At 30.0% G+C, this 22,687-nt stretch carries 28 protein-coding genes, 1 riboswitch and 1 other annotated feature; of the genes, 22 read left to right on the forward strand and 6 right to left on the reverse strand.

What is annotated here, in order from left to right:
- The first annotated feature begins 204 nt into the window (after positions 1-204).
- The 6 genes from glyA (at position 205) to gatB (ending at position 6,294) form a co-directional block, all read left to right on the forward strand.
- Positions 205-1,452, forward strand: coding sequence for a serine hydroxymethyltransferase (gene glyA, locus ACTQYZ_RS04305; RefSeq protein ID WP_441022977.1), 1,248 nt, complete (start codon positions 205-207; stop codon positions 1,450-1,452).
- Positions 1,453-1,502: 50 nt separating this feature from the next.
- A complete protein-coding gene (locus ACTQYZ_RS04310; RefSeq protein ID WP_441416088.1) occupies positions 1,503-1,946 on the forward strand; it encodes a hypothetical protein in 444 nt (147 codons plus the stop codon).
- Between the two features lie 82 nt (positions 1,947-2,028).
- On the forward strand, positions 2,029-2,448 hold the full coding sequence (locus ACTQYZ_RS04315) for a hypothetical protein (protein WP_441416089.1): 420 nt from the start codon (positions 2,029-2,031) through the stop codon (positions 2,446-2,448).
- A gap of 176 nt (positions 2,449-2,624) precedes the next feature.
- Positions 2,625-3,221, forward strand: coding sequence for a hypothetical protein (locus ACTQYZ_RS04320; protein ID WP_441022983.1), 597 nt, complete (start codon positions 2,625-2,627; stop codon positions 3,219-3,221).
- A 171-nt stretch (positions 3,222-3,392) separates the two neighbouring features.
- Complete coding sequence (gatA, locus tag ACTQYZ_RS04325; protein ID WP_441022985.1) at positions 3,393-4,853, forward strand: Asp-tRNA(Asn)/Glu-tRNA(Gln) amidotransferase subunit GatA; 1,461 nt, start codon at positions 3,393-3,395, stop codon at positions 4,851-4,853.
- 10 nt (positions 4,854-4,863) lie between these two features.
- Positions 4,864-6,294 (forward strand): Asp-tRNA(Asn)/Glu-tRNA(Gln) amidotransferase subunit GatB, encoded by a 1,431-nt coding sequence (gene gatB / locus ACTQYZ_RS04330; RefSeq protein ID WP_441022986.1) that lies wholly within the window; start codon positions 4,864-4,866, stop codon positions 6,292-6,294.
- 25 nt (positions 6,295-6,319) lie between these two features.
- Here the strand turns inward: gatB and ACTQYZ_RS04335 are convergent, their stop codons facing one another.
- The gene (locus ACTQYZ_RS04335; protein ID WP_329385169.1) at positions 6,320-6,913 is read right to left on the reverse strand and encodes an SIS domain-containing protein; all 594 of its coding nucleotides are present in this window, start codon (positions 6,911-6,913) and stop codon (positions 6,320-6,322) included.
- A 171-nt stretch (positions 6,914-7,084) separates the two neighbouring features.
- On the opposite strand from ACTQYZ_RS04335, the gene ACTQYZ_RS04340 reads away from it, so the two are divergent.
- From ACTQYZ_RS04340 to rplL, 9 genes are all read left to right on the forward strand, one after another.
- The gene (locus ACTQYZ_RS04340; protein WP_441022988.1) at positions 7,085-8,131 is read left to right on the forward strand and encodes an alcohol dehydrogenase catalytic domain-containing protein; all 1,047 of its coding nucleotides are present in this window, start codon (positions 7,085-7,087) and stop codon (positions 8,129-8,131) included.
- Between the two features lie 201 nt (positions 8,132-8,332).
- Entirely contained in the window at positions 8,333-9,217 is an 885-nt protein-coding gene (locus ACTQYZ_RS04345) for a cation diffusion facilitator family transporter (protein WP_441022990.1), read from the forward strand.
- A 269-nt stretch (positions 9,218-9,486) separates the two neighbouring features.
- On the forward strand, positions 9,487-9,636 hold the full coding sequence (gene rpmG, locus ACTQYZ_RS04350) for a 50S ribosomal protein L33 (protein WP_007049596.1): 150 nt from the start codon (positions 9,487-9,489) through the stop codon (positions 9,634-9,636).
- Positions 9,637-9,647: 11 nt separating this feature from the next.
- Positions 9,648-9,887 carry a preprotein translocase subunit SecE gene (secE, locus tag ACTQYZ_RS04355; protein WP_329385183.1) on the forward strand — a complete coding sequence of 80 codons (240 nt, stop codon included), beginning with the start codon at positions 9,648-9,650 and terminating at the stop codon, positions 9,885-9,887.
- 12 nt (positions 9,888-9,899) lie between these two features.
- Positions 9,900-10,451, forward strand: a complete 552-nt coding sequence (gene nusG / locus ACTQYZ_RS04360) for a transcription termination/antitermination protein NusG (RefSeq protein WP_441022993.1) — start codon at positions 9,900-9,902, stop codon at positions 10,449-10,451.
- A 26-nt stretch (positions 10,452-10,477) separates the two neighbouring features.
- On the forward strand, positions 10,478-10,903 hold the full coding sequence (rplK, locus tag ACTQYZ_RS04365) for a 50S ribosomal protein L11 (RefSeq protein ID WP_138269422.1): 426 nt from the start codon (positions 10,478-10,480) through the stop codon (positions 10,901-10,903).
- 80 nt (positions 10,904-10,983) lie between these two features.
- Positions 10,984-11,673 (forward strand): 50S ribosomal protein L1, encoded by a 690-nt coding sequence (gene rplA, locus ACTQYZ_RS04370; protein ID WP_441022996.1) that lies wholly within the window; start codon positions 10,984-10,986, stop codon positions 11,671-11,673.
- Positions 11,674-11,736: 63 nt separating this feature from the next.
- Positions 11,737-11,861, forward strand: a sequence feature (ribosomal protein L10 leader region).
- Between the two features lie 11 nt (positions 11,862-11,872).
- Positions 11,873-12,394: a 50S ribosomal protein L10 gene (gene rplJ, locus ACTQYZ_RS04375; RefSeq protein WP_329385191.1), complete on the forward strand. Its 522-nt coding sequence runs from the start codon at positions 11,873-11,875 to the stop codon at positions 12,392-12,394.
- 46 nt (positions 12,395-12,440) lie between these two features.
- Complete coding sequence (rplL, locus tag ACTQYZ_RS04380) at positions 12,441-12,815, forward strand: 50S ribosomal protein L7/L12 (RefSeq protein ID WP_138269425.1); 375 nt, start codon at positions 12,441-12,443, stop codon at positions 12,813-12,815.
- Positions 12,816-12,918: 103 nt separating this feature from the next.
- On the opposite strand, the gene dapD is transcribed toward rplL, so the two are convergent.
- Genes dapD through ACTQYZ_RS04400 form a run of 4 tightly spaced genes read right to left on the reverse strand, consistent with a single transcriptional unit; the run spans position 12,919 to position 16,317 of the window.
- Complete coding sequence (gene dapD, locus ACTQYZ_RS04385; RefSeq protein ID WP_441022998.1) at positions 12,919-13,650, reverse strand: 2,3,4,5-tetrahydropyridine-2,6-dicarboxylate N-acetyltransferase; 732 nt, start codon at positions 13,648-13,650, stop codon at positions 12,919-12,921.
- 10 nt (positions 13,651-13,660) lie between these two features.
- Positions 13,661-14,410: a 4-hydroxy-tetrahydrodipicolinate reductase gene (gene dapB / locus ACTQYZ_RS04390; protein ID WP_441023000.1), complete on the reverse strand. Its 750-nt coding sequence runs from the start codon at positions 14,408-14,410 to the stop codon at positions 13,661-13,663.
- A 10-nt stretch (positions 14,411-14,420) separates the two neighbouring features.
- Positions 14,421-15,302, reverse strand: a complete 882-nt coding sequence (gene dapA / locus ACTQYZ_RS04395) for a 4-hydroxy-tetrahydrodipicolinate synthase (RefSeq protein WP_441023002.1) — start codon at positions 15,300-15,302, stop codon at positions 14,421-14,423.
- Position 15,303: 1 nt separating this feature from the next.
- Complete coding sequence (locus ACTQYZ_RS04400) at positions 15,304-16,317, reverse strand: aspartate-semialdehyde dehydrogenase (protein WP_441023004.1); 1,014 nt, start codon at positions 16,315-16,317, stop codon at positions 15,304-15,306.
- A gap of 82 nt (positions 16,318-16,399) precedes the next feature.
- A riboswitch (Lysine riboswitch) is annotated at positions 16,400-16,574 on the reverse strand.
- A gap of 278 nt (positions 16,575-16,852) precedes the next feature.
- Here ACTQYZ_RS04400 and minD point away from each other — a divergent pair.
- The 5 genes from minD (at position 16,853) to ACTQYZ_RS04425 (ending at position 20,996) form a co-directional block, all read left to right on the forward strand.
- Complete coding sequence (gene minD, locus ACTQYZ_RS04405; RefSeq protein WP_441023006.1) at positions 16,853-17,644, forward strand: septum site-determining protein MinD; 792 nt, start codon at positions 16,853-16,855, stop codon at positions 17,642-17,644.
- An 8-nt stretch (positions 17,645-17,652) separates the two neighbouring features.
- Positions 17,653-17,916 carry a cell division topological specificity factor MinE gene (locus tag ACTQYZ_RS04410; protein ID WP_138269431.1) on the forward strand — a complete coding sequence of 88 codons (264 nt, stop codon included), beginning with the start codon at positions 17,653-17,655 and terminating at the stop codon, positions 17,914-17,916.
- A 94-nt stretch (positions 17,917-18,010) separates the two neighbouring features.
- Positions 18,011-19,525 carry a 4Fe-4S dicluster domain-containing protein gene (locus ACTQYZ_RS04415; protein WP_441416090.1) on the forward strand — a complete coding sequence of 505 codons (1,515 nt, stop codon included), beginning with the start codon at positions 18,011-18,013 and terminating at the stop codon, positions 19,523-19,525.
- Positions 19,506-20,021 (forward strand): O-acetyl-ADP-ribose deacetylase, encoded by a 516-nt coding sequence (locus ACTQYZ_RS04420; RefSeq protein ID WP_441023009.1) that lies wholly within the window; start codon positions 19,506-19,508, stop codon positions 20,019-20,021. The genes ACTQYZ_RS04415 and ACTQYZ_RS04420 overlap by 20 nt, the downstream gene beginning before the upstream one ends.
- Before the next feature lie 159 nt (positions 20,022-20,180).
- Positions 20,181-20,996 (forward strand): DUF1002 domain-containing protein, encoded by an 816-nt coding sequence (locus tag ACTQYZ_RS04425; RefSeq protein ID WP_441023011.1) that lies wholly within the window; start codon positions 20,181-20,183, stop codon positions 20,994-20,996.
- 57 nt (positions 20,997-21,053) lie between these two features.
- Here the strand turns inward: ACTQYZ_RS04425 and ACTQYZ_RS04430 are convergent, their stop codons facing one another.
- On the reverse strand, positions 21,054-21,557 hold the full coding sequence (locus ACTQYZ_RS04430; RefSeq protein ID WP_138269436.1) for an ECF transporter S component: 504 nt from the start codon (positions 21,555-21,557) through the stop codon (positions 21,054-21,056).
- A gap of 146 nt (positions 21,558-21,703) precedes the next feature.
- Here ACTQYZ_RS04430 and ACTQYZ_RS04435 point away from each other — a divergent pair, with 146 nt between their 5' ends.
- Both ACTQYZ_RS04435 and ACTQYZ_RS04440 read left to right on the forward strand, forming a co-directional pair.
- Entirely contained in the window at positions 21,704-22,204 is a 501-nt protein-coding gene (locus tag ACTQYZ_RS04435; RefSeq protein WP_441023013.1) for a DUF6512 family protein, read from the forward strand.
- 91 nt (positions 22,205-22,295) lie between these two features.
- Positions 22,296-22,664, forward strand: coding sequence for an Asp23/Gls24 family envelope stress response protein (locus ACTQYZ_RS04440; protein WP_441023016.1), 369 nt, complete (start codon positions 22,296-22,298; stop codon positions 22,662-22,664).
- Positions 22,665-22,687 lie beyond the last annotated feature (23 nt).

The following is a 22,687-nucleotide window of genomic DNA, read 5'->3' on the forward strand; positions in this document are numbered from 1 at the left end:
TTTTTAAAAGTGTTTTTTATGTATATTAGGTCATTAAACTGTATGATATTTTATATATATTTTTTAAAATATATAGCATATTTTTAATATGATTTTACTAAAATAAAATTTAAAATTTATATATATTATATTGCTTAAAAAGTATTTGCAAAATTCAATAAATTTAGTAAAATTAAAATGACATACTTTAGGAGGATGGATTTAATGAATGTAGAAAAAAACATAAAAGATTTAATGGAATATGACAAAGAAGTAGGCGGAAGTATTTTTGAAGAATATCAAAGACAATGTAGAAATATAGAACTTATTGCTTCTGAAAATGTAGTTTCTCCTGCAGTTATGGCTGCAATGGGAACTGTTCTTACAAATAAGTATGCAGAGGGATATCCTGGTAAAAGATATTACGGAGGCTGCGAATGTGTAGATAAAACTGAAGAAATTGCAATAGAAAGAGTATGTAAGCTTTTTGGTGCAAAATATGCAAATGTTCAACCTCATTCAGGAGCTCAAGCTAATATGGCAGTTTATCAAGCTTTATGTAATGTTGGTGATACGGTTATGGGTATGAGTCTTGATAATGGTGGACATTTAACTCATGGTTCACCTGTTAATCAATCAGGTATTCTTTATAATATGGTTTCATATGGAGTAAATGATGAAACTCATATGATTGATTATGACGAAGTAAGGGACATTGCCAAAAAAGTAAAACCTAAAATGATTATTGCAGGTGCAAGTGCATACCCAAGAGAAATTAGATTTGATTTGTTTAGAGAAATAGCTGATGAAGTAGGAGCTTATTTATTTGTGGATATGGCTCATATTGCAGGACTTGTTGCAGGTGGATGTCACATGAATCCAGTAGAATATGCCCATGTAGTAACAACAACTACACATAAGACATTAAGAGGTCCAAGAGGCGGTGTTATTTTAACAAATGATGATGATCTTATTAAAAAACTAAATAAGGCAATTTTCCCAGGTACTCAAGGTGGTCCATTGATGCATGTAATAGCTTCAAAAGCTATTTGTTTTGGAGAAGCTTTGAAACCAGAATTTAAAGAATATGCAAAACAAGTAGTAAAAAATGCATCTGTTTTAGCTGATGAACTTATGAACAGAGGTATTGATTTGGTTTCTGGAGGAACAGATAATCATTTAATGCTTGCTGATTTAAGAAAGGTTAAAGTTACAGGTAAAGAACTTCAAAATAGACTTGACGATGTTTATATAACTGTTAATAAAAATACAATTCCTAATGATCCTGAAAGTCCTTTTGTTACAAGTGGTGTTAGAATAGGTACTCCTGCTGTTACATCAAGAGGATTTAAAGAAGATGAAATGAAGGAAATAGCAGATTTTATTTATTTAGCGGCTACTGATTTTGATAATAAGGCTGATTATATCAGAGAAGGAGTAAAGAATTTAACTGACAGATTTCCACTTTATTAAAATTTAAGGAGAGGGTAGAATGAAAAAAAAGGGGTTTATTGGTTTTAGCAATGACTGTTTCTTTAGCGTTATTTGCGGGTTGTAGTATAAATATAAATTTAGGGAATGATGCACAACATTCTAATTCAACAGATTCTGTTTCAAATTCTACAACAAATAATGAAGGAAGCTCTAATACGAAATCCAGTGTAAATTTAGATGAAATAAATAACACTATTTCTTCTTATGAAAAAGAAGTGGATGAATTGGAAGATATTGTAAATAACGCAAAAGCAGGTAGCAGCAGACAAAAAAATATTGATGAATATTCAAATATTTCTTCTAAAATAAAAAAAGTCGAAAATAAGATTGATATTTTGGATGATGATTTGGAAATGATGTATGAAAGTGGTTCATTAAGCCAAAGTGATTATCGAAATTTTGAAAAGAAACTTGATAGTATGGATAATAAGTTAGATAATTATGAAGATAAAATTGAACTTATTTTGGAGTAGACGATTAATTAAGAGAGGGAAACCTCTCTTTTTTTTGAATAAAAAAATCATTGTTGATAAAAATATTTAATGAGGTGAAACGATGTTAAAGAAAGTATTTTATTCAATTTTAATTTGTTTGTTTATTTGTTCATTGTCTGCCTGCTCATTATCTTTATCAAATAGCAATAACGATATGAATAATAGTAGGTCTTTAATAAAAAGTGATAACGACAAAGAAAGAATGGAAAATATAAATCAAATTGATATTTTAAAGAATGAAATAGAAAAACTAAAAAATAAATTGAATGTATCTGATAAAAATGAATATGCTAAATTAAAAGATGATGTAAAAGATTTAGAAGATAAGCTTGATTTAATCGACGATGATTTAGAAATTTTATATGATAAGGATGAAATAACAAGAGAAGAATATTCTAATAAAGAAAAACAAATTTCTTATATGGAAGATATTTTGGAAAATATAGAAAGTGAGATAGAAAAATATGTAGAAATTGATTAATTAAGTTATACTTTATAAATAAATGATTTTTTTATATAAATAAATTAATAATTTTAATAATATGCAGTGAATAATTTATGAAAGTTTTGTGTTTTTTATAATTACTCTTTTTTTCTACATGAAATATTGGTACAATATTGATGATTATGAAATTATTATAGAAAGAGAGTTTATTTATGAAGGAAAGACAAAACAAAAATAATATTTTTAAAATTTTCTCTGTTATATTTTTTGTAGTTGCAATTTTTGATGCAATTATGGGAATATATTCTTTTATTTCTACCGTATCATCATATACTTCTCAAGGATTTGAAATGGGCGAAATATTAAAATATTTATTCCCTGCACAATTCCTCCCATATGTAATTGAACCATTATGTACTATAGGCGGTATAGGTTTTGTTCTTTTGGGAGTATATAGAATTTTAGAAAATAATTCACAAACAGTTAAAATAGAAGAAACTGAGGAACAAAATTCAGAAGGAAATATTGTTTATGAATCAGTTGTTGAAGAAGAAACTGTTGAAGAAGCTGATACATCTGAAGAAAAAGAAGATAGCGAAGTTTCAGAAAATATAGAGGAACAAGAAGAATCTGTACAAGAACAAGAAGAGTCAAAAGAAGATATTGTAGAGAAAGAAGAAACTGTAGATGAAGTTATAGAAGAAAAAGAAGATGTGGTAAAAAATAATGAAGAATCAACTGAAGACACTGAGTCTACAGATGAAGAAGCTACCGAAGAAAAAGATGAAGAATCTAAAGAGGATAATTAATAAATAAAATAACAGAGCTTAAAAGAGGCGTAAGCCTCTTTTTTTATTACATATTGGGTATTTATAGGGGATTAACATTGCAAAAAGCATGAAAAAAATGTATAATAAAACAATTAATGGAATTGTTAAAATATTAAGAAAAATGTGTAAATAAAACATGGAGGAAGAAACATGGCTTTATATGAAAAAACCGTATATCAATTAAGAGATATGCTAGATAAAAAAGAAGTCAGTGTAAAAGAAGTTCTTGATAGTTATATAAAAAGAATAGAAGATACTGATGATAAATTAAATTCTTTTTTAACAAAAACTTTTGAGGTTGCAAAAAAAGATGCAGAAAAAAGCGAAGAAAGAATTTTAAAGGGAGAACCTTTAAGTTTTCTTGATGGGATACCTTATGCCCTTAAAGATAATATGTGTACAAAAGATGTAAGAACAACTTGTTCGTCTAAGTTACTTGAAAACTTTGTGCCTCCTTATAGTGCTACTGTATATAAAAAACTTCAAAACAGCGGTGCATTACTTCTTGGTAAAGTTGATATGGATGAATTTGCAATGGGTTCATCAAATGAAAATTCTGCTTATCACACAGTAAAAAATCCTTGGGATACATCAAGAGTTCCAGGAGGATCTTCTGGTGCAAGTGCTGTTAGTGTAAGTGCATCACAAGCTGCTTTTACTCTTGGGTCTGATACAGGTGGGTCAATAAGAACACCTGCTGCTTTTTGCGGGGTAACAGGTTTAAAACCTACTTATGGTAGAGTTTCAAGATATGGACTTGTTGCTTTTGCTTCTTCTCTTGATCAAATAGGACCTTTTGGTAAAGATATGAAAGATGTAGCAAGTGTGCTTAATGTAATTGCAGGGTATGATGAAAATGATTCTACAAGCATGAAAGTTGATGTTCCTGATTATACTTCTTTCTTAAGTGATGGTATAAAAGGTATGAAAGTGGGCGTTGATTATAGCCTTTTAGATGAAAACAAAATTGATAAAGATGTTTGTGATAATATAAAAAAAGCAATTGAAACATTTAAAGAAATGGGTGCAGAAATAGTGGATATTTCTTTCGACTGTTTTGATTATGCAATACCTGTATATTATTTAATTTCTTCTTCTGAAGCATCTTCAAATCTTTCAAGATTTGACGGAATAAGATACGGAGTTAGAGAAGAAGGGGAAACACTTGAAGATATTATAATAAATTCAAGAACAAAAGGTTTTGGTGAAGAAGTTAAAAAAAGAATTCTTCTTGGAACATATGCTCTTTCTGCTGGATATTATGATATGTATTATAATAAGGCTTTAAAAGTTAGAAGAATTATTAAAGAACAATATGATGAAATATTTAAACAATGTGATATAGTTCTTACTCCTACAACAACAAGCGAAGCATTTAAAATAGGTGAAAAAAGTACTGATCAAACAAAGATGTATCTTGATGATATATTTACGGTTACTGCTAACCTTGCAGGAATACCTGCTGCAAGTATTCCATGTGGATTTTCGAAAAATGGTATGCCAATAGGACTTCAAATTGCATCAAGAGCATTTGGAGAAGGTGATATTATAAAAGCCGGATATAATTATCAACAAGTAACTGATTTTCATAAAAATAAACCAAGTTTATAGGAGGTAAGAAATGAAAAATTATACTATGGTAATAGGGCTTGAAATTCATTGTGAATTAGGTACAAAAAGTAAAATTTTCTGTTCTTGCCCAACAGAATTTGGTGCCGAAGAAAATGCTCATGTATGTGAAAGATGTATGGGAATGCCTGGAACTCTTCCCGTACTTAATAAAAAGGTTGTTGAATATGCTGTAAAAGCAGGTTTATCTTTAAACTGTAATATTCAAAACTTTTCAAAATTAGATAGAAAAAATTACTTTTATCCAGACCTTCCAAAAGCATATCAAATATCTCAATATGATGAACCTATTTGTCTTGGAGGATATCTTGATATAACTAAGGAAAGCGGAGAAAAGAAAAGAATAAATATAACAAGAATTCATATTGAAGAAGATGCCGGAAAGCTTATTCATGAAGATTATCAAACATTGCTTGATAATAATAGATGTGGGGTTCCTTTAATTGAGATTGTAACAGAACCTGATATCAGAACGGCAGAAGAAGCGTTATTATTTGCTGAAACAGTAAGAAACAATCTTTTAACTGTAGGAGTTTCTGACTGTAAAATGCAAGAAGGTTCTCTTCGTTTTGATGTAAACTTATCTGTTATGCCAGAAGGTTCAAGTGAATTTGGTACAAGAACAGAAATGAAAAATCTTAACTCTTTTAGATCATTAAAAAGAGCTATAGAATATGAATATAAAAGACAAGTTAGAGCCGTTGAAAAAGGTGAAGAAATAGTACAAGAAACAAGAAAATGGGATGATGAAAAAGGAAAATCATTCTCTATGAGAAGCAAAGAAGATGCTCATGATTATCGTTATTTCCCTGACCCTGACTTAGTTTCTATTATCTTAACAGATGAAGAAATTGCAGAATATAAAGCTCAAATGCCTGAACTTCCTCAAGCAAAGAAAGAAAGATTTATGGAAGAATATTCTTTAAGTGAATATGATGCAAACTTCTTAGCAGGTTCAAGTGAAATAAGTAATTTCTTTGAAGAATCAATAAAGGATACTAAAAACATCAAATCTGTTGCAAACTTCTTAATGGGAGATATTTCAGCATACTTAAATAGCAATGAATTAGAATTTGCTGATATTAAATTTACTCCGGCAAATCTTGCTAAACTTATAAACCTTGTTGATAAAGGAGATATAAACCTATCTACTGCTAAAAAAGTTTTAAATGAAATGTTTGAAAGCGGTAAAGATGCTGAAGTAATAGTTGAAGAAAAAGGCTTAAAACAAATGAACGATACAGGAGAAATCAAAGTTATCGTTGAAAAAATTCTAAATGATAATCCTCAAGTTGTTGAAGACTTGAAAGGTGGAAAGAAAAAAGCTGCAGGTTTTGTGGTTGGTCAAGTTATGAGACAAACAAAAGGAAAAGCTAATCCTGGTATTGTAAATCAATTAATTAATGAAATTTTAGGATTATAAAAAAGAGAGCTTTGCTCTCTTTTTTTTATTTGTCTTTTAGCATTTCTCCAACGGCTCCGTAAGGATGTATTAATTTAAAATCTTTATCTGTTATATTATTTATTTTCATAACAGTTGCACCTATTATATCAAGAACTATGCTTGTGCAGGTAGTTGATGATGTTGCAACCATTTCTTTGTCGTCAAGTTCTTTTAAAGAATCAAAAGTTATGCAAATATCTGAATTTTTAGCTAAATAAGAATCCTTGTTTTCTGTTATTGCTATTATATATGCTCCAAGTTTTTTAGCTATTGGAATGGAATGCATAAGTTCTTTTGTATTGCCGCTTTTGGAAATAGGTACAAATATATCATTCTCTCTTATTACTCCATATTCTCCGTGAAGTCCATTCATTACGTTTATTGCAATTGAAGGAATATATAAAAAATTATATATATTTGCTGCCCTAAATGCTGCTGTACTGGAAGATCCGCATCCTGCAAATATGATATTCCCCTTACAATTTGCAATTTTATTACTTGCTTTTTCAACTATTTCAAAATTTAAACTTTTTTCTAAATTGTTAACTGCATCGACTTCTCTTTTTAATAATTCTTTTATAGTATTTATATTATTCATAAAGATAACCTCCTTATATTTTATTTTATCATTATTTTTATTTGTTTAAAAGGTTTTTATGTTTTAATTAGTAAAATTATTCAAATATATTGTTGAAAAAATAATAATTATGTTTTATAATAATATAGATAAATACATAGTTATGATTAAATTATAAAGGAGAAAATATTAATGGAAGCAGTCGTATTCAGAGGCCCTGAAGATTTTGGCCTAGAAGAAGTTGAAACACCGAAATGTCCAAAAGGAGGGGTTTTAATAAAAGTTGAAGCAGTAGGACTTTGTGGTTCTGATGTTAGAACTTTTAGTTCAGGACATTTTGCGGTTACACCTCCTTATATTTTAGGACATGAAGCAGCAGGTATTATTTGTGAAAGTGATAATGAAAATTATCCTGTTGGAGAAAAAATTGTTATAAATCCACTTGTTGGATTATGTGGTACTTGTTATTTCTGTACACATGGACTAAAAAATCATTGTGAAAATAAAATAACACTTGGTACAAATTTACCTGGAGGATATGCACAATATACAGCTTTACCAGAAGAATGTTGTACTGATGATACAATAGTTAAAATACCTAGTGATTTTAATGTTGATTTAATTCCTCTTGCAGAAACAACATCAAGTGTTTATTCTGTACAAGAATTTGCAAGAGTAAAAGAAGGGGACGATGTTGTAATTATGGGTGCCGGTCCTCTTGGGAATCTACATAGTGCTATTGCAAAAGCGAGAGGAGCAAGAAAAGTAATTATTTCTGAACCAAATGAATCAAGACTTGAAATGGCTCATAGATTTAAAACTACGGATGTATTTAATAATCCAAATAAAGAAACTTTGGAAGATTGCGTAATGAGAGAAACAGACGGTCATGGAGCTGATGTTGTTATCGTTGCATGTCCTGTTGGTTCAGCTCAAGAACAAGCAACTCATCTTGTTAAACCAAGAGGTACTGTAGTTCTATTTGGAGGTCTTCCAAAAGATAATTGTAAAGTTCTTTTCGACAGTAACTTAATTCATTATAAAGAACTTAATGTAGTAGGCGGATTTGCTTATGCTCCAGAAGTATTTGCAAAAGCTGTTGAATTAATCGTTAATAAGAAAATTGATGCTACACAATTTGTAACTCATATTATGCCTTTAAAAGATATTAAAGAAGGTATTAAAGCAATTAAAACAGGGGAAGCAATAAAAGTAGTTTTGAAACCTTTTAATGAATAAAATTAATTAAAAATAAAAAAGATTGTTTTCGGACAATCTTTTTTTATTACAAAAAAGTAATATTGACATATAATAAAATATGTAGTAAAATTCGACTAATAAATTAATATCCTATTTAACAGGCGTAGTGCCGGGCTTTATGCAACAGTTTGATATATCTGTGGGTTTCATGGATATATTTTTTATTTGGAGGTTATCATCATGAAAAACAATTTAACTGATAAGCAACTTGCAATGAAGGTATCTCTTTGGAGCATGATAGTAAATGTCTTTTTATCTATAATAAAGGTTGCAGTTGGATTCTTTGGAAAATCATCAGCTCTTATTTCTGATGGTATACATTCTCTTTCAGATGTGTTTAGTACTGTTGCTGTTATGGTTGGTATAAATGCCTCAAGTAAAGAATCAGATACTGAACATAGATATGGACATGAAAGAATAGAATGTGTGGTTGGAATGTATTTATCGGCATTTCTTGCAGTTATAGGTTTTGGTATTGGGTATGACGGGATAGTAAAAATTATTAATCATACTACTATAGCTGTACCTTCCAGTATTGCTTTATATATAGCCGTATTATCTGTGGTTGTAAAAGAAATGATGTTTAGAGTTACAATGAGAGCTGGAGAAAAAACAGGTTCTACTGCACTTAAAGCAGATGCTTGGCATCACAGATCAGATGCTTTATCCTCAATAGGTAGTTTTGTTGGTATTTTGGGAGCAAGGTTAGGTTTTACAATACTTGATCCTATTGCATGCATTTTAATTTGTTTAATGATTTTTCAAGCTGCTTATGAAATAGGTAAGGATTGTGTAGATAAAGTGGTAGATAAGTCTTGTGATGAAGATACTGTTAAGGATATGGTTGAAGTTATAAAAAATATTGATGGTGTTTATTCAATAAAGGATATAAAAACGAGACTTTTCGGAAGTAAAAAATATGTTGATATTATAATTTATGTAGACGGAAAGTTATCAGTATATGACGGGCATGCAATAGCAATGAATGTTCATGAAGCAATTGAAAAAGAATTTGAGGGAGTAAAGCATTGTATGGTGCATGTTGATCCTATTTTTATAAATTAAAATTTTTAACTTTTGTAATGTTTTAATTACAAAAGTTTTTTGTTTATTTATGTATAAAAAAAGTAAAAAAAAACTTTATTTCTCTTGATTTTTCTTCTTATTATGGTATACTTATGATTGCTAAAGGCAAAAAAGCCTTTTTTTAATGTTGCAAATTTATTCTTGATAATGATGTGGACTCCATTATAGAGAGTGATTTGCATCGAAGTTTTATATTAAGTCCTGTAGATATAAAGCTTCACCAAGTAATACAGCGGAGGTTGTAAATAATGAGAGTAAAAGTAACACTTGCATGTGAAGAGTGTAAACAAAGAAACTATAATACAATGAAAAATAAAGACAATCCAAAAGAGAGATTAGAACTTAAAAAGTATTGTAGATTTTGCAAGAAACATACTAATCATAAGGAAACAAAATAAGGAGTATGGTTATGGCAAACAGTAAGAAAAATGCTAAAGCCACAAAGAAAAAAGAATTTTTTCTTTTAAGATGGATAAAAGGTATCTCTGAATTTTTTAGAGGGGTTAGTGTAGAACTAAAAAAAGTTACATGGCCAACTAAAGATGAACTTATAAAGCAAACAATTGTTGTAATTGTTATTTGCGGAATACTTACAATATTTATTTGGGGTTTAGATACTGTTTTAGGATTATTAAGAGGTCTTTTGTAGTAGGTAAAAATTATGAGTGAAAATGTTAAACAAATTGAAAGTGATAGCACTAAAGCACTTTGGTATGTAGCACATACTTATTCAGGATACGAAAACAAGGTTAAAGAAAATATCGAAGCTGCAGTTATTCGTAGGAATATGTCTGATGTTATTGAAGAAGTTGTAGTGCCTATGCATAAAGTTGAAGAAACAAAAAACGGAGAAAGAAAAGTTGTTGAAAAGAAAGTATTTCCCGGATATGTTTTGGTAAAAATGTACATGACTGATGATGCTTGGTATATCGTAAGAAATACCAGAGGTGTAACAGGATTTGTTGGCCCAGCATCAAAACCAGTACCTTTAACGGAAGAAGAACTTAGAAATCTTGGCATAATTGAAAAAGAAACAGTGACGACAGACCTTAAGGTTGGAGATGAAGTTGAAGTTTTATCCGGACCTTTTGAAAATTATACCGGTATTATCGAAGAAATTAATCTCGATAAGGCAAAATTAAAAGTTAATATATCTATGTTTGGCAGAGAAACACCTGTTGAATTGGATTTTGAACAAGTAAGAAAATTTTAATTGAAAGAAAAGTAGGAGAATAAAAAATGGCAAAGAAAATTGTTGGAATGATAAAATTACAAATTCCTGCTGGAAAAGCTACACCAGCACCACCAGTTGGTCCTGCACTTGGTCAACATGGTGTAAATATCATGGACTTTTGTAAAGCATTTAACGCAAAAACAGAATCACAAGCCGGTCTTATAATTCCGGTTGTAATCAGTGTATATCAAGACCGTTCATATACATTTATTACAAAAACTCCACCAGCTCCAGTATTAATTAAAAGAGCTATCAACCTACAAAAAGGTAGTGGAGAACCTAACAAAAACAAAGTAGGTAAAATTACTAAAGATCAAATTAAAGAAATTGCTGAAATGAAAATGCCTGACTTAAATGCTGCTAATATTGATACTGCTATGAGCATGATCGAAGGTACAGCAAGAAGTATGGGTATTACTGTAGAAGAATAATAACTGTTTATTTATCTCGTATATATGTGGGAGAGGTAAATAAGTATTTAAATTGTAACCACACAGGAGGATATATATTAATGAAAAAAGGTAAAAATTATCTTGCAAAAAAAGAAATGATTGAACAAGGTAAATTATATGATGTAAATGAAGCTGTAGCATTAGTTAAAAAAATGGCAACAGCTAAATTTGATGAAACAATTGAACTTCATGTTAAACTTGGTGTTGACTCAAGACATGCTGACCAACAAGTTCGTGGTGCTATTGTTCTTCCTCACGGAACAGGAAAAACAGTTAGAGTTTTAGTATTTGCTAAAGGTGAAAAAGCTGAAGCTGCTAAAGCTGCTGGTGCTGATTATGTTGGAGCAGAAGAATATTTGGACAAAATTCAAAAAGAAGGCTGGTTCGAATTTGATGCAGTTGTAGCTACACCTGATATGATGGGTGTTGTTGGTAGATTAGGTAGAGTTCTTGGACCTAAAGGTTTAATGCCTAACCCAAAATCTGGAACTGTTACATTTGATGTTGATAAAGCTGTAAATGAAATTAAAGCAGGTAAAGTTGAATACAGACTTGATAAATCAAACATTATTCACGTTGCTATTGGTAAAGCAAGCTTTGGTGAAGAACAAATCGAAGAAAACTTAAATGTTTTAATCGATGCTATCAAGAAAGCAAAACCTGCTGCAGCAAAAGGACAATATTTCAGAAGTGTTACTTTATCAAGCACAATGTCTCCTGGAGTAAAACTTTCTGTTGCAAAATTCTAATTGATATAGTATAATATATTAGCTAAAAATTAAATATTAATTATTCACGATAATTAAAGGGTTTTAACCTTTTAATATATACCGCAGACAGCAGGGGGATATAATCCGTAACAATCCTGCCGAGGTTAAGAAGTGGAGTTATCTAATACTCTTTCTTAACTTGCGGAAAGAGTATTTTTTATGAATAGGAGGAAATGTCGTGTCATCAGAAGCTATTTTAGAAAGCAAAAAAGCCATTGTTGCCGAAATAGTTGAAAAAATGAAAAATGCAGAAGCTTTCGTTTTAGTAGATTATAAAGGTATTAATGTTGAACAAGATACTGCATTCAGAGCAAAAGCAAGAGAATTAAACGTAGATTACAAAATTTACAAAAATACATTCCTTAGATTTGCTGCAAAAGAATGTGGATACGATGAACTTGTTGACGTATTAAAAGGAAGTACAGCAGTTGCTTTTTGTGACGAAGATGTTGTTGCACCAGCAAAAGTTGTTAGCGAATTTGCTAAAGACAATGCTTTAGAATGCTTAACAATTAAAGGCGGTGTAATCGAAGGTAGTGTAGCTAAATTAGAAGAATTACAAAAAATCGCAACATTACCATCAAGAGAAGCATTACTTGCAAAAATGCTTGGAAGCTTACAAGCTCCAATTTCAAACTTTGCATGTGTTATCAATGCTATCAAAGAAAAAATGGAAGAAGACGAACAAGCAAGCGCTTAGTTTTGTCTAGCTAAAGAAATAAGAAAATAAATAGGAGAAAATTAAAATGAGTGAAAAATTTGATAAAATTATTGAAGAAGTAAAATCTATGTCAGTTTTAGAACTATCTGAATTAGTTAGTGCTTTAGAAGAAGAATTTGGTGTAAGTGCTGCTGCTGCACAAGTAGTAGTTGCTGGTGATGCTGGTGCTGCTGGTGGTGCTGCAGAACAAACAGAATTTGATGTAATCTTAACAGCTGCTGGTGATTCTAAACTTAAAGTTGTTAAAGCTGTTAGAGAAGTAACAGGTTTAGGACTTAAAGAAGCTAAGGAAATCGTTGATAACGCTCCAAAAGCTATCAAAGAAGGCGCTAGCAAAGAAGAAGCTGAAGAAATTAAAGCTAAAATCGAAGAAGTTGGCGGACAAATCGAACTTAAATAGTTTAGATTATAATTTTAAAAGACCACAATTATGTGGTCTTTTTTTTATAAACTGATGATAATAAAAAAAGACGGAATTAAATCCGTCTTATATTTTTAAGTTATTAACCTCTAAGATCATCAAGAAGTTCTGTTTTTTCTTCTGTTTTATCGTCTTTTTGTTTTACGATTTTAGCAGGTGCACCTGCAACTACAACGCCTTCAGGAACATCTTCTGTTACAACACTTCCTGCTGCAACAACACTTCCGTTTCCTATTTTAACACCTTCTAAAACTACAACGTTTCCGCCTATCATACAATCATCTCCAACAATAACAGGTGTTGCTGATGGTGGTTCTAAAACTCCTGCTAGAACTGCTCCAGCACCAATATGGCTTCTTTTACCTACTGTTGCTCTTGCACCAAGAACTGCATTCATATCAATCATAGATTCTTCGCCGATAACAGCTCCGATATTTATTGTAGCACCCATCATTATAACGGCATTTTTACCAATTTGTACACCTTCTCTGATGTTTGCACCTGGTTCAATTCTTGCTTCAACTTCATTTGTATCCATCATAGGAATAGCTGAATTTCTTCTGTCATATTCCATTCTATAGCTTGATATTCTGTCTTTGTTGCTATCAATAAAGTCAAATACCTCTTCTTTTTCTCCAAATACAATATAAGAACCTTGTGTTCCGTAATATTCAAGTCCTTCAAGCATGTTTTCTACTAAATCACCTTTAACATAAAGTTTTATAGGTGTACTTTTTTGTGCAGCCTTAATGTATTTAGCGATTTCATAAGGGTTTGTTAAGTCAAATTGTTCTTTTAATTTAGCGTTATCCATTATTTTCTCCTTAAATTATATCATTCATTTGGAAATATCCATTTCCTTTATCATATATGTATCTGCCTGCTTTAACTGCTCCCACTGCAAATACTTTTCTTGATAATGCTGTATGTTTTACTTCTATTATTTCATCTTCTCCGGCGAAGATTATTTCATGTTCTCCTACAATAGTACCGCCTCTTACAGCGTGTATTGTAAGATCGCTTTTTTCTCTTTTAACATCTTTACCATATCTTGAAAATTTATATTCAAGTTCTTTATTTGAATTTTCTTTTATTACATCTGCAAGCATATAAGCTGTTCCACTTGGAGCATCTACTTTTCTGTTGTGATGTTTTTCTATTATTTCGGTATCAAAATCTTCACAAAGAAGTTTAGCGCCAAGTTCAAGCATTTTGCTTACAACGCTTATGCCATAAGAGAAGTTTCCTGTTTTAAATACAGGTATAGTTTTGCTTGCTTCATCTAAATGTTTGTTTGTATCTTCATCAAGACCTGTTGTAGCACATACAAGTGCAATATTGTTTTTAACACAAAAGTCTATTAAACTGTCAACAAGACTAAAATGAGAGAAATCTATTACAACATCTATATCTTCTTTTATTTTATCAAAGGAATCATATATAGGATATTCTTCATTTCCTTTTATGTTTTTATCAAATCCGCATACGATTTTCATATCTTCATATCCTTCGACTATGTTTTTTACATTTTGTCCCATGGCTCCGTTAAAGCCGCTTATCATAACTTTTATCATATTTAGCCTCTTAGATTAAAGAATATTCTTTCAATGTTTTTTCTAATAAATCTCTTTTACTTCCTGTTAGCTCTGTTAAAGGAAGTCTCATATCACCTGTATTAAGTCCCATTATTTTCATGGCAGTTTTTACAGGGATTGGATTACATTCACAGAATAATGCATCGCACATTGGTAAGATATCAAGTTGTTTTTGAATTGCTGTTTTTATATCTCCATTAAAGAATGCATCTGTTAATGCTACACATTCTTTAGGAATAATGTTTGAACATGTTGAAATTACACCATCTCCTCCAAGAGATAGGACAGGCATAATTTGGTCATCATTTCCTGAATATAATTCTACATCTTCAGGTAAATCTTTCATTATTCTTGCAACTTGAGATAAGTCTCCACTTGCTTCTTTAAAACCTTTTACGTTTTTTATTTTAGTAAGTTCAATAGCAAGTGATGCAGATATATTTTTACCTGTTCTTGATGGAACGTTATAAACAATAATAGGTACATCTACTCTGTCGCTTATATATTCATAACTTTTATAAATTCCTTCATCACTTGATTTATTGTAATAAGGGTTATTGATTAAAACAGCATCAGCACCTCTTTTTGCTGCTATTTCTGTTAAATGAAGAACATGTTTTGTATTGTTTGTTCCTGTTCCTGCAATAAAAGGAACTCTACCGTTTATAACTTCATTTGAAACTTTGAAAATTTGGTCCTTTTCTTCATCGGTAACTGTTGGAGATTCTCCTGTTGTGCCACAAATTACAAGACCGTTAATCCCATTTTCTATTTGTGAGTTAATAAGTTCTTCAAGTACGTTATAGTTTACTTTATTATTTTCATCAAATGGAGTAACTAAAGCAGTACTTACACCTTTAAAAATAGACATATTAATTATTTTCCTTTCCAAAGAAATCTTCTTTAATTAAATATTCAGCGATTTGAACTGTATTAGATGCAGCGCCTTTTCTGATGTTATCACCTACACACCATAAGTTCATTCCGCTTTCAACAGAAAAGTCTCTTCTTATTCTTCCAACGTAAACTTCATCTCCACCTGCTGCATCAAGTACAGTAGGGTATTCTGGAACTGAAATATCGTCTTTTACTATTACGCCAGGAGCTTTTCTTAATAATTCTCTTGCTTCTTCAAGGTCAAAAGGTTTTTCAAATTCAAGGTTGATGCTTTCGCTATGACCTACAAAAACAGGTACTCTTACTGTTGTTGCAGTAACTTTTACATCGTAGTCACCAAGAATTTTATGTGTTTCATTAACCATTTTAAGTTCTTCTTTTGTATATCCGTTTTCTGTAAATTCATCAATATGAGGAAGACAGTTATATGCGATTTGAACAGGGTAAAATTCATTTTTACCGCCTTTAACTCCTTCTTCAAGATCTTTTATTCCTTTTAGTCCAGAACCTGCAACTGCTTGATATGTAGAATAGATTACTCTTTTTATTTTATACGCATCATGAAGAGGTTTTAAAACTACCATTGCTTGGATAGTTGAGCAGTTTGGATTTGCGATTATTCCTTTGTTTTTTAAAGCATCTTTTGGATTTACTTCAGGTACAACCAAAGGTACTTCATCATCCATTCTCCATGCTGAAGAGTTATCAATTACAACAACTCCGTTTTTTGCTGCGATAGGTGCATATTTTAAACTTGTTCCTCCGCCTGCTGAAAATAATGCAAAGTCGATATCTTTGTCAAAAGAATGTTCTGTTAATTCTTCTACAGTATATTCATTTCCGTTAAATTTAACTTTTTTTCCTGCTGATCTTATTGATGCCATAGGGTAAAAGTTATAAACATCAATTTTGCTTTCTTCAAGTACTTCAATCATTTTTTGTCCTACAACACCTGTTGCACCAACAACAGCTACATTGTATTTTCCCATAAAAATCCTCCTAAATATTTTTTATAGTGTTATAAAAAATAAAAGTCGACAATGCGACTCATAATACGTAAATAAATCAGTATTAGTGAATAGCACTCCATCAAACCCGATGACAGTCTTAATGCTCTTAACATTAAGCCCGAAAAGACACCCGGTAAAAAGTGCCAATTCTCGGCAAATTTCCCTTTCATTTATTTTCACTTATATTTACCTATATCCAATAAATTACTGATAAAATTTGCACCTCTATTTTAACACTATGATATATAAATTCTATTGTTTTTATTATAGTAATAAATGTGTTTTATTGCAAGCATTTTATTATAGTTTTGATGTAGTTTTATATTTGAAAATTAAATTTATAAAATCTTTTTTTGAATAATGTTTTAAATATAATTTATTTGCTTTTTTCATAATATTTTCATAATTATTTTTTGTTACATTGATTTTTTATTTTACTAACAAATAAAGACAAAAAATTTTAAATAAGATTGCTATTATTTATAAAAAAAGCGAAAAGAGGAAGAACATAAAAATGGGAAAAACTTTGGTTATTACATCGGGAAAAGGAGGAGTCGGAAAGACTACATCTACTGCAAATATTGGTGTATCCTTAAGTAAACTGGGGAAAAAGACTGTTGTTATAGATGCTGATATAGGACTTAGAAACTTAGATGTAATATTGGGGCTTGAAAACAGGATTGTTTATACTATTATTGATGTAATTGAAAACAGATGTAGATTAAAACAGGCGCTTATTAAAGATAAACGTTATGATGGATTATACTTGCTTCCGGCTTCGCAAACAAAGGATAAAACGGCAATAAGACCAACTCAAATGAGAAAAATATGTAAAGAACTTGAAAATACTTTTGATTATATAATAGTTGATTCTCCTGCAGGAATAGAGCAAGGTTTTCAAAATGCGGTTGCCGGTGCAAAAGAAGCAATAGTTGTAACCACTCCCGAAGTTTCAGCAGTTAGAGATGCTGATAGAATAATATCCCTTCTTGATGTAAATGGAATAGAAAATACAAAATTAATAATTAATAGAGCAAAAGAAGATATGATGAAAAAGGGTCAGATGATGGATACAAATGACATTTTGGATATTTTAGGTATAGAACTTATTGGAATTGTTCCTGATGAAAAAGAAATTGTTATTTCTTCAAATAGAGGTGAGCCGGTTGCGGGAAAAGAAGATTTAATAACAGGACAAGCGTATATGGGCATAGCAAAAAGAATAACAGGGGAAGAAATACCAATAAGAAATATTGTAAAGAAAGAAAATTTGGTAAAAAGGCTTGTTCATAGTCTTGGATTTTAGGAGGAGATATGTTTGATTTTTTTAGGGATAAAACAGATGAAAATAAAAGTAAAGATATAGCAAAAGAAAGACTTCAAAATATTCTAATGAAAGAAAGAACAAATATAACAAATGATAAATTGGAGATGGTAAAAAAAGAAGTTCTTTGCGTTGTAAATGAATATTTTATGGTAGATGAAAGAAGAAGCAAAACTTATCTTACAAAAATGAAACTTGGTAAAGAAAAAAAAGAAGAAAATGTTCTGGTTTCGCTTATGGTTATTAAAAATTAAAAGAGATGTATTTCATCTCTTTTTTTATTTTTTTCTATTAATTTTGTAATAAATGTTAAAAATAAATTATAATAAGAAAAAAAGGAGAAATGTAATGAAAGAAATATTTACCCCTATCGTTGATATTAGAAGAAAAGTTTTTAAAGAAGTTGCAAAAGTAGCATATGAAAATTTAGATATTGATTTAGAAAATTTAGCAAAAAAAATTGTCATGGAAGAAGATAACAAAATAACTGATAAAAAGAGAGAAACGTTTTTAATCTTGGAAAGATTAAGACTTGCTTTTGGGCTTGATGCTACAACCGAAAGTAATCCATATAATAAAGAAAAAGATATTGAGAATATAAAAAATGAAAAGAACGTATTAAATCTTCCTCTTGTAAATGTTGTAACTGATGCTTGTATGAAGTGTGAAGAAAATACAGTTTTTGTAACAAATAATTGTAGAGGCTGTTATGCTCATCCTTGTAGTGAAGTTTGTCCTGTTGATGCAATATATTTTGAAAATGGTAAAAGTGTAATTAATAAAGATAAATGTATTAGATGTGGTAAATGTGTGGCTGCCTGTCCTTATAATGCAATTGTAAAATATGATAGACCTTGTAAAGCAGCTTGTGGAGTAAATGCTTATATAAGTGATGATGAAGGTCATGCAAAAATAGATTATGATAAATGTGTTTCTTGCGGGCAATGTATTATTTCATGTCCTTTTGGTGTAGTAAGTGATAAATCAGAAATTTATCAAACAATAAAATCAATTCAAAACAATAAAAAAGTTATAGCAGAAATTGCTCCTGCTTTTGTTGGACAGTTTGGAATTGATGCAAGTCCTGAAAAAATAAAAGAAGCACTAATTAAACTAGGATTTTATGATGTTGTTGAAGTAGCTCTTGGTGCTGATATGGGGGCTGTTGCGGAAGCAAAGCATTTTATTGAAAAAGTTAAAACAGGTAAAGAACCTTTCCTTGCAACTTCATGTTGTCCTTCATGGGCAGTTATGGCAAAAAGAGATTATCCTGATATTGCTCCTTATGTTTCACCTGCTCTTACACCTATGGTTGCATGTGCAAGAATAATAAAAGAAAAGTATCCAGATTCAAAGATTGTATTTATTGGACCTTGTAGTGCAAAGAAATTGGAAGCTAACAGAAGAAGCGTAAAGAGCGATGTAGATTATGTATTAACATTTGAAGAAGTGTATGGAATGTTTGAAGCAAAAGGAATAAAAGTAAGCGACTTAAAAGGTGAACATATGGAAGATGCAACAGCAGCAGGTAGAGGGTATGGATATTCAGGTGGTGTAAGCAAAGCTATTATAGGAGCAATTAAGAAATTTGATCCTGAACTTGAAGTGCCAAATGATAGAGCTGACGGACTTAATGGCTGTAAAAAGATTTTAACGCTTGCAAAAAAGGGTAAGAGAGACGGATATTTACTTGAAGGAATGGGATGTCCAGGAGGTTGTGTTGGAGGAATGGGTACTTTGATATCTCAAACAAAAGCAGAAAAAGGAATAAAATCTTTTGAAAATGAAGCCAAATCCAAAGAAGCATATGAAAATGAATATATTAAAGAAATCGGAGAAGAAAATGTCAAAGTTGAACATTAAAATAGGGGATATTACAAAAGAAACAACAGATGCAATAGTAAATGCTGCCAACACCTCTCTTCTTGGAGGGGGAGGTGTTGACGGTGCAATTCATAGAGCTGCAGGAAGGGAGCTTTTAGAAGAATGTAGGACTCTTAATGGATGTAGAACAGGAGAGGCAAAGATAACAAAAGGATATAATCTTCATTCGAAATATGTTATTCATACTGTTGGGCCAATTTATAGGGGAGGAAATAACAACGAAAGTGAACTTCTTAAAAATGCTTATGAAAATTCTCTTAAAGTTGCAGTTGAAAATAAAATAAAGACAATTGCTTTTCCTTCAATAAGTACTGGTGTTTATTCTTATCCATTAAAAGAAGCAAGTGACATTGCCATAAAGACTATATTGAATTTTCTTAAGAAAAACAATTCAATTGAAGAAGTTATAATGGTTTGTTTTGATAATAATACTTATGAGTATTATAAAAATGCATTAGAGAAATATACTAGATAAGCTGGTAATTAATTTTTTACTTAAAATAAATATTTTACATCCAAAAGATTTTAGTAGTTTTATATTATTTAAATTATTATATTTTTATTAAAAACATGGTAATAACATGAAACTTGTGGTATCATGTTGAAATCGAAATAAAATTTAATGGAGTAGAATATGAAAAAAATATTAAGTATTGTTTTATCAATTATGATGATAATGGTACCATTATCAAATGTTTTCGCGATAGAATCTGGTAAACAGATGGTTGCTATCGGAGGAGATTTAAATGAGAGCCAAAGAAAGACAGTTTATGATTACTTTGGCGTTAGTGAAGGAAGTGTAGATGAAGTTACTGTAACTCATGATGATGAAAAACAATATCTACAAGATGTTGATCCATCAAGAATAGGTTCAAACAGTATATCTTCTATTTATATTGAAACACAAAATGAAGGTGCTGGTTTAGATATTGAACTTCATAATATAAACTGGCTAACAGAAGACATATATCAAAATGCACTTTTAACTGTTGGTATTAAAGATGCAAAAATTGTTATTGCAGCGCCATTTGAAGTTTCAGGTACTGCAGCATTAACAGGAGTTTATAAAGCATATGAACAAATGAGTGGTGAAACAGTTTCAGAAGAAGCAAAAGAAGCTGCCACTGAAGAACTTGTTACAACAGGTGAATTATCTGATGATATTGGAAGTGAAAATGCTTCTCAGCTTGTAAATGAATTAAAATTATCTATAGATGATTTTAAAAATATGGATGATGAACAGGCAAAAGAAGAAATAAAAAATATTGCTGATGGAATGAACATTTCTCTTACAGATGAACAATTAGATCAACTTCTTGATTTAGTTAGAAGTTTAGAAAATGTTGATTTTAGCGGAGTAATGGATGAACTTAAAAATATTTCAAATCAATTTGCTGATCTTGGTATTTGGGATAAAATAGTAAATTTCTTTAAAGGATTATTTAACTAAAAATAAAAAAGTTAATATTAGATAATTATGTAAAAAAAGCACATTATATGTGCTTTTTTATTTGTAACTTATTTTATATTTCATTAATATTTTTGCTACAGGAACGCCAATTACAACTGCTACCATATCAGAGATAAATTCTCCGGGCATTGACGCCATTGGTGCAATCCAGTTGCCATAAATAAAAGCTTCAGCCATATAATATCCAACCATTCCTATTATGGTAAAAGCTATCATGGCAAATACTGTTTTAGAAATTCCGCCTTTTAATAATATTTTAGAAACAACAATTCCTTGAACAAGTCTTATTACGAAAGTAAATGGTGCCCATACAGCATAAGGACTTAATAAATCAAAAAGTCCCATACCTATTGCTCCCGCAAGTCCTGCTTCAACAGGCATAAGAAGAAAAGTTGCAATAACAAGAACTGCTCCTCCTAAATGTATAAGTCCGCCGTCTGTAAATGAAATTGGGAGTCTTATATTTATATATGTTGCAATATATATAAACGCTGCCATTACTCCCGTAAGAACAATATTTAATGTTTTTTTGTTGGTCATATTTTCCCTCCTGTCAGATCACAATTATTTTTTATTTTAATACTACATTATTAAATTTTCAATAATAAAGTTTCATTTCTATTTTAAAACGACATTATTTTTATACATCTTTTTATATATTATTTGTATAAAAGGGAGGTAATGTTATGAAACTTATAAAAGTTGAACGATTTGGGATTATTTTTATTACTTTATTTGTTTTTTTATTATCAAATTTATATTTTCTTACTGAGTTTGATTTCTTTAAATTTATATGTGCAGGAAATAATAGTATGTTGGAGCAAATGAAAGTTGTATATTTTTCTTATATGTTTTTTATGATTATAGAAATGATTTGTAAAATTCAGTATAATGATAATTTTTTTCTTGCAAAAGCAATAAGTACATATATTCTTGTTTTTAGTATTCCAATGTTTTTTTATACTTTTAAAAATATGTTTGGTGTAATGAATACTATTTTTTATTTTGTTTTAGTTTTGATTTGTGTAGGTATAAGTCAAAGTTTTAGTTATAAAATTTTGCTTGATGAACAAAATGATAAAGTTAAAGTAAAATTAATAAGTATAATGAGCATTATTTTACTTGGAATAATACTTGTTTATTTTTCATATAATCCTTTAAATACACCAATTTTTATGGATATTTAAATTTTCATTAATTATTTGAAATAAAATAAAATAATGTTATAATTGAGTTACTAATATGTATATGTTTATTTCTCGAAAAGGAGGTACAATTATGAGCAAAAATATTGATGAAAACATTACTTTAAGAGAAACCTTAGAACAAGGTGATGAGTTAAATATAAGTGATAATGTGATAACTTCAATAGTAGGACTTGTTACAAGAGAAGTTGATGGTATAAGCGGTCTATATGGCGGTATAGATATTGGAGAAATATTTGGTAAAAAGAATGTTGGAAAAGGTGTAAAAACAATAATAAGTGGTAATAAAATTATTATTGATATTTCTTTAATTATAAAATATGGAGCAATAATACCTAATTTAACAGATGAAGTTAAGAAAAAAGTTAAACAATCTGTTGAATCTATGACAGGATACAATGTAATTCAAGTTAATATATATATTGAAGGATTAGAATGTTAAATATATTTTAAAGGGGTTAAATT

Origin of the sequence: Anaerofustis sp. LCP19S3_F7 (genome assembly GCF_052119445.1) — a bacterium.
Lineage (GTDB): Bacteria > Bacillota > Clostridia > Eubacteriales > Anaerofustaceae > Anaerofustis > Anaerofustis butyriciformans.

Excerpts from the sequence above, each read along its gene's own strand:
- dapD (WP_441022998.1), bottom strand. The coding sequence starts at position 13,650 with ATGGATAACGCTAAATTAAAAGAACAATTTGACTTAACAAACCCTTAT.
- ACTQYZ_RS04320 (WP_441022983.1), top strand. The coding sequence starts at position 2,625 with ATGAAGGAAAGACAAAACAAAAATAATATTTTTAAAATTTTCTCTGTT.
- rplA (WP_441022996.1), top strand. The coding sequence starts at position 10,984 with ATGAAAAAAGGTAAAAATTATCTTGCAAAAAAAGAAATGATTGAACAA.
- ACTQYZ_RS04415 (WP_441416090.1), top strand. The coding sequence starts at position 18,011 with ATGAAAGAAATATTTACCCCTATCGTTGATATTAGAAGAAAAGTTTTT.
- ACTQYZ_RS04440 (WP_441023016.1), top strand. The coding sequence starts at position 22,296 with ATGAGCAAAAATATTGATGAAAACATTACTTTAAGAGAAACCTTAGAA.
- ACTQYZ_RS04335 (WP_329385169.1), bottom strand. The coding sequence starts at position 6,913 with ATGAATAATATAAATACTATAAAAGAATTATTAAAAAGAGAAGTCGAT.
- minD (WP_441023006.1), top strand. The coding sequence starts at position 16,853 with ATGGGAAAAACTTTGGTTATTACATCGGGAAAAGGAGGAGTCGGAAAG.
- secE (WP_329385183.1), top strand. The coding sequence starts at position 9,648 with ATGGCAAACAGTAAGAAAAATGCTAAAGCCACAAAGAAAAAAGAATTT.
- glyA (WP_441022977.1), top strand. The coding sequence starts at position 205 with ATGAATGTAGAAAAAAACATAAAAGATTTAATGGAATATGACAAAGAA.
- ACTQYZ_RS04310 (WP_441416088.1), top strand. The coding sequence starts at position 1,503 with ATGACTGTTTCTTTAGCGTTATTTGCGGGTTGTAGTATAAATATAAAT.
- ACTQYZ_RS04315 (WP_441416089.1), top strand. The coding sequence starts at position 2,029 with ATGTTAAAGAAAGTATTTTATTCAATTTTAATTTGTTTGTTTATTTGT.
- ACTQYZ_RS04420 (WP_441023009.1), top strand. The coding sequence starts at position 19,506 with ATGTCAAAGTTGAACATTAAAATAGGGGATATTACAAAAGAAACAACA.
- rpmG (WP_007049596.1), top strand. The coding sequence starts at position 9,487 with ATGAGAGTAAAAGTAACACTTGCATGTGAAGAGTGTAAACAAAGAAAC.
- rplL (WP_138269425.1), top strand. The coding sequence starts at position 12,441 with ATGAGTGAAAAATTTGATAAAATTATTGAAGAAGTAAAATCTATGTCA.
- ACTQYZ_RS04430 (WP_138269436.1), bottom strand. The coding sequence starts at position 21,557 with ATGACCAACAAAAAAACATTAAATATTGTTCTTACGGGAGTAATGGCA.
- dapB (WP_441023000.1), bottom strand. The coding sequence starts at position 14,410 with ATGATAAAAGTTATGATAAGCGGCTTTAACGGAGCCATGGGACAAAAT.
- dapA (WP_441023002.1), bottom strand. The coding sequence starts at position 15,302 with ATGTCTATTTTTAAAGGTGTAAGTACTGCTTTAGTTACTCCATTTGAT.
- gatB (WP_441022986.1), top strand. The coding sequence starts at position 4,864 with ATGAAAAATTATACTATGGTAATAGGGCTTGAAATTCATTGTGAATTA.
- gatA (WP_441022985.1), top strand. The coding sequence starts at position 3,393 with ATGGCTTTATATGAAAAAACCGTATATCAATTAAGAGATATGCTAGAT.
- ACTQYZ_RS04345 (WP_441022990.1), top strand. The coding sequence starts at position 8,333 with ATGAAAAACAATTTAACTGATAAGCAACTTGCAATGAAGGTATCTCTT.
- ACTQYZ_RS04340 (WP_441022988.1), top strand. The coding sequence starts at position 7,085 with ATGGAAGCAGTCGTATTCAGAGGCCCTGAAGATTTTGGCCTAGAAGAA.
- ACTQYZ_RS04410 (WP_138269431.1), top strand. The coding sequence starts at position 17,653 with ATGTTTGATTTTTTTAGGGATAAAACAGATGAAAATAAAAGTAAAGAT.
- rplK (WP_138269422.1), top strand. The coding sequence starts at position 10,478 with ATGGCAAAGAAAATTGTTGGAATGATAAAATTACAAATTCCTGCTGGA.
- ACTQYZ_RS04400 (WP_441023004.1), bottom strand. The coding sequence starts at position 16,317 with ATGGGAAAATACAATGTAGCTGTTGTTGGTGCAACAGGTGTTGTAGGA.
- ACTQYZ_RS04435 (WP_441023013.1), top strand. The coding sequence starts at position 21,704 with ATGAAACTTATAAAAGTTGAACGATTTGGGATTATTTTTATTACTTTA.
- ACTQYZ_RS04425 (WP_441023011.1), top strand. The coding sequence starts at position 20,181 with ATGAAAAAAATATTAAGTATTGTTTTATCAATTATGATGATAATGGTA.
- nusG (WP_441022993.1), top strand. The coding sequence starts at position 9,900 with ATGAGTGAAAATGTTAAACAAATTGAAAGTGATAGCACTAAAGCACTT.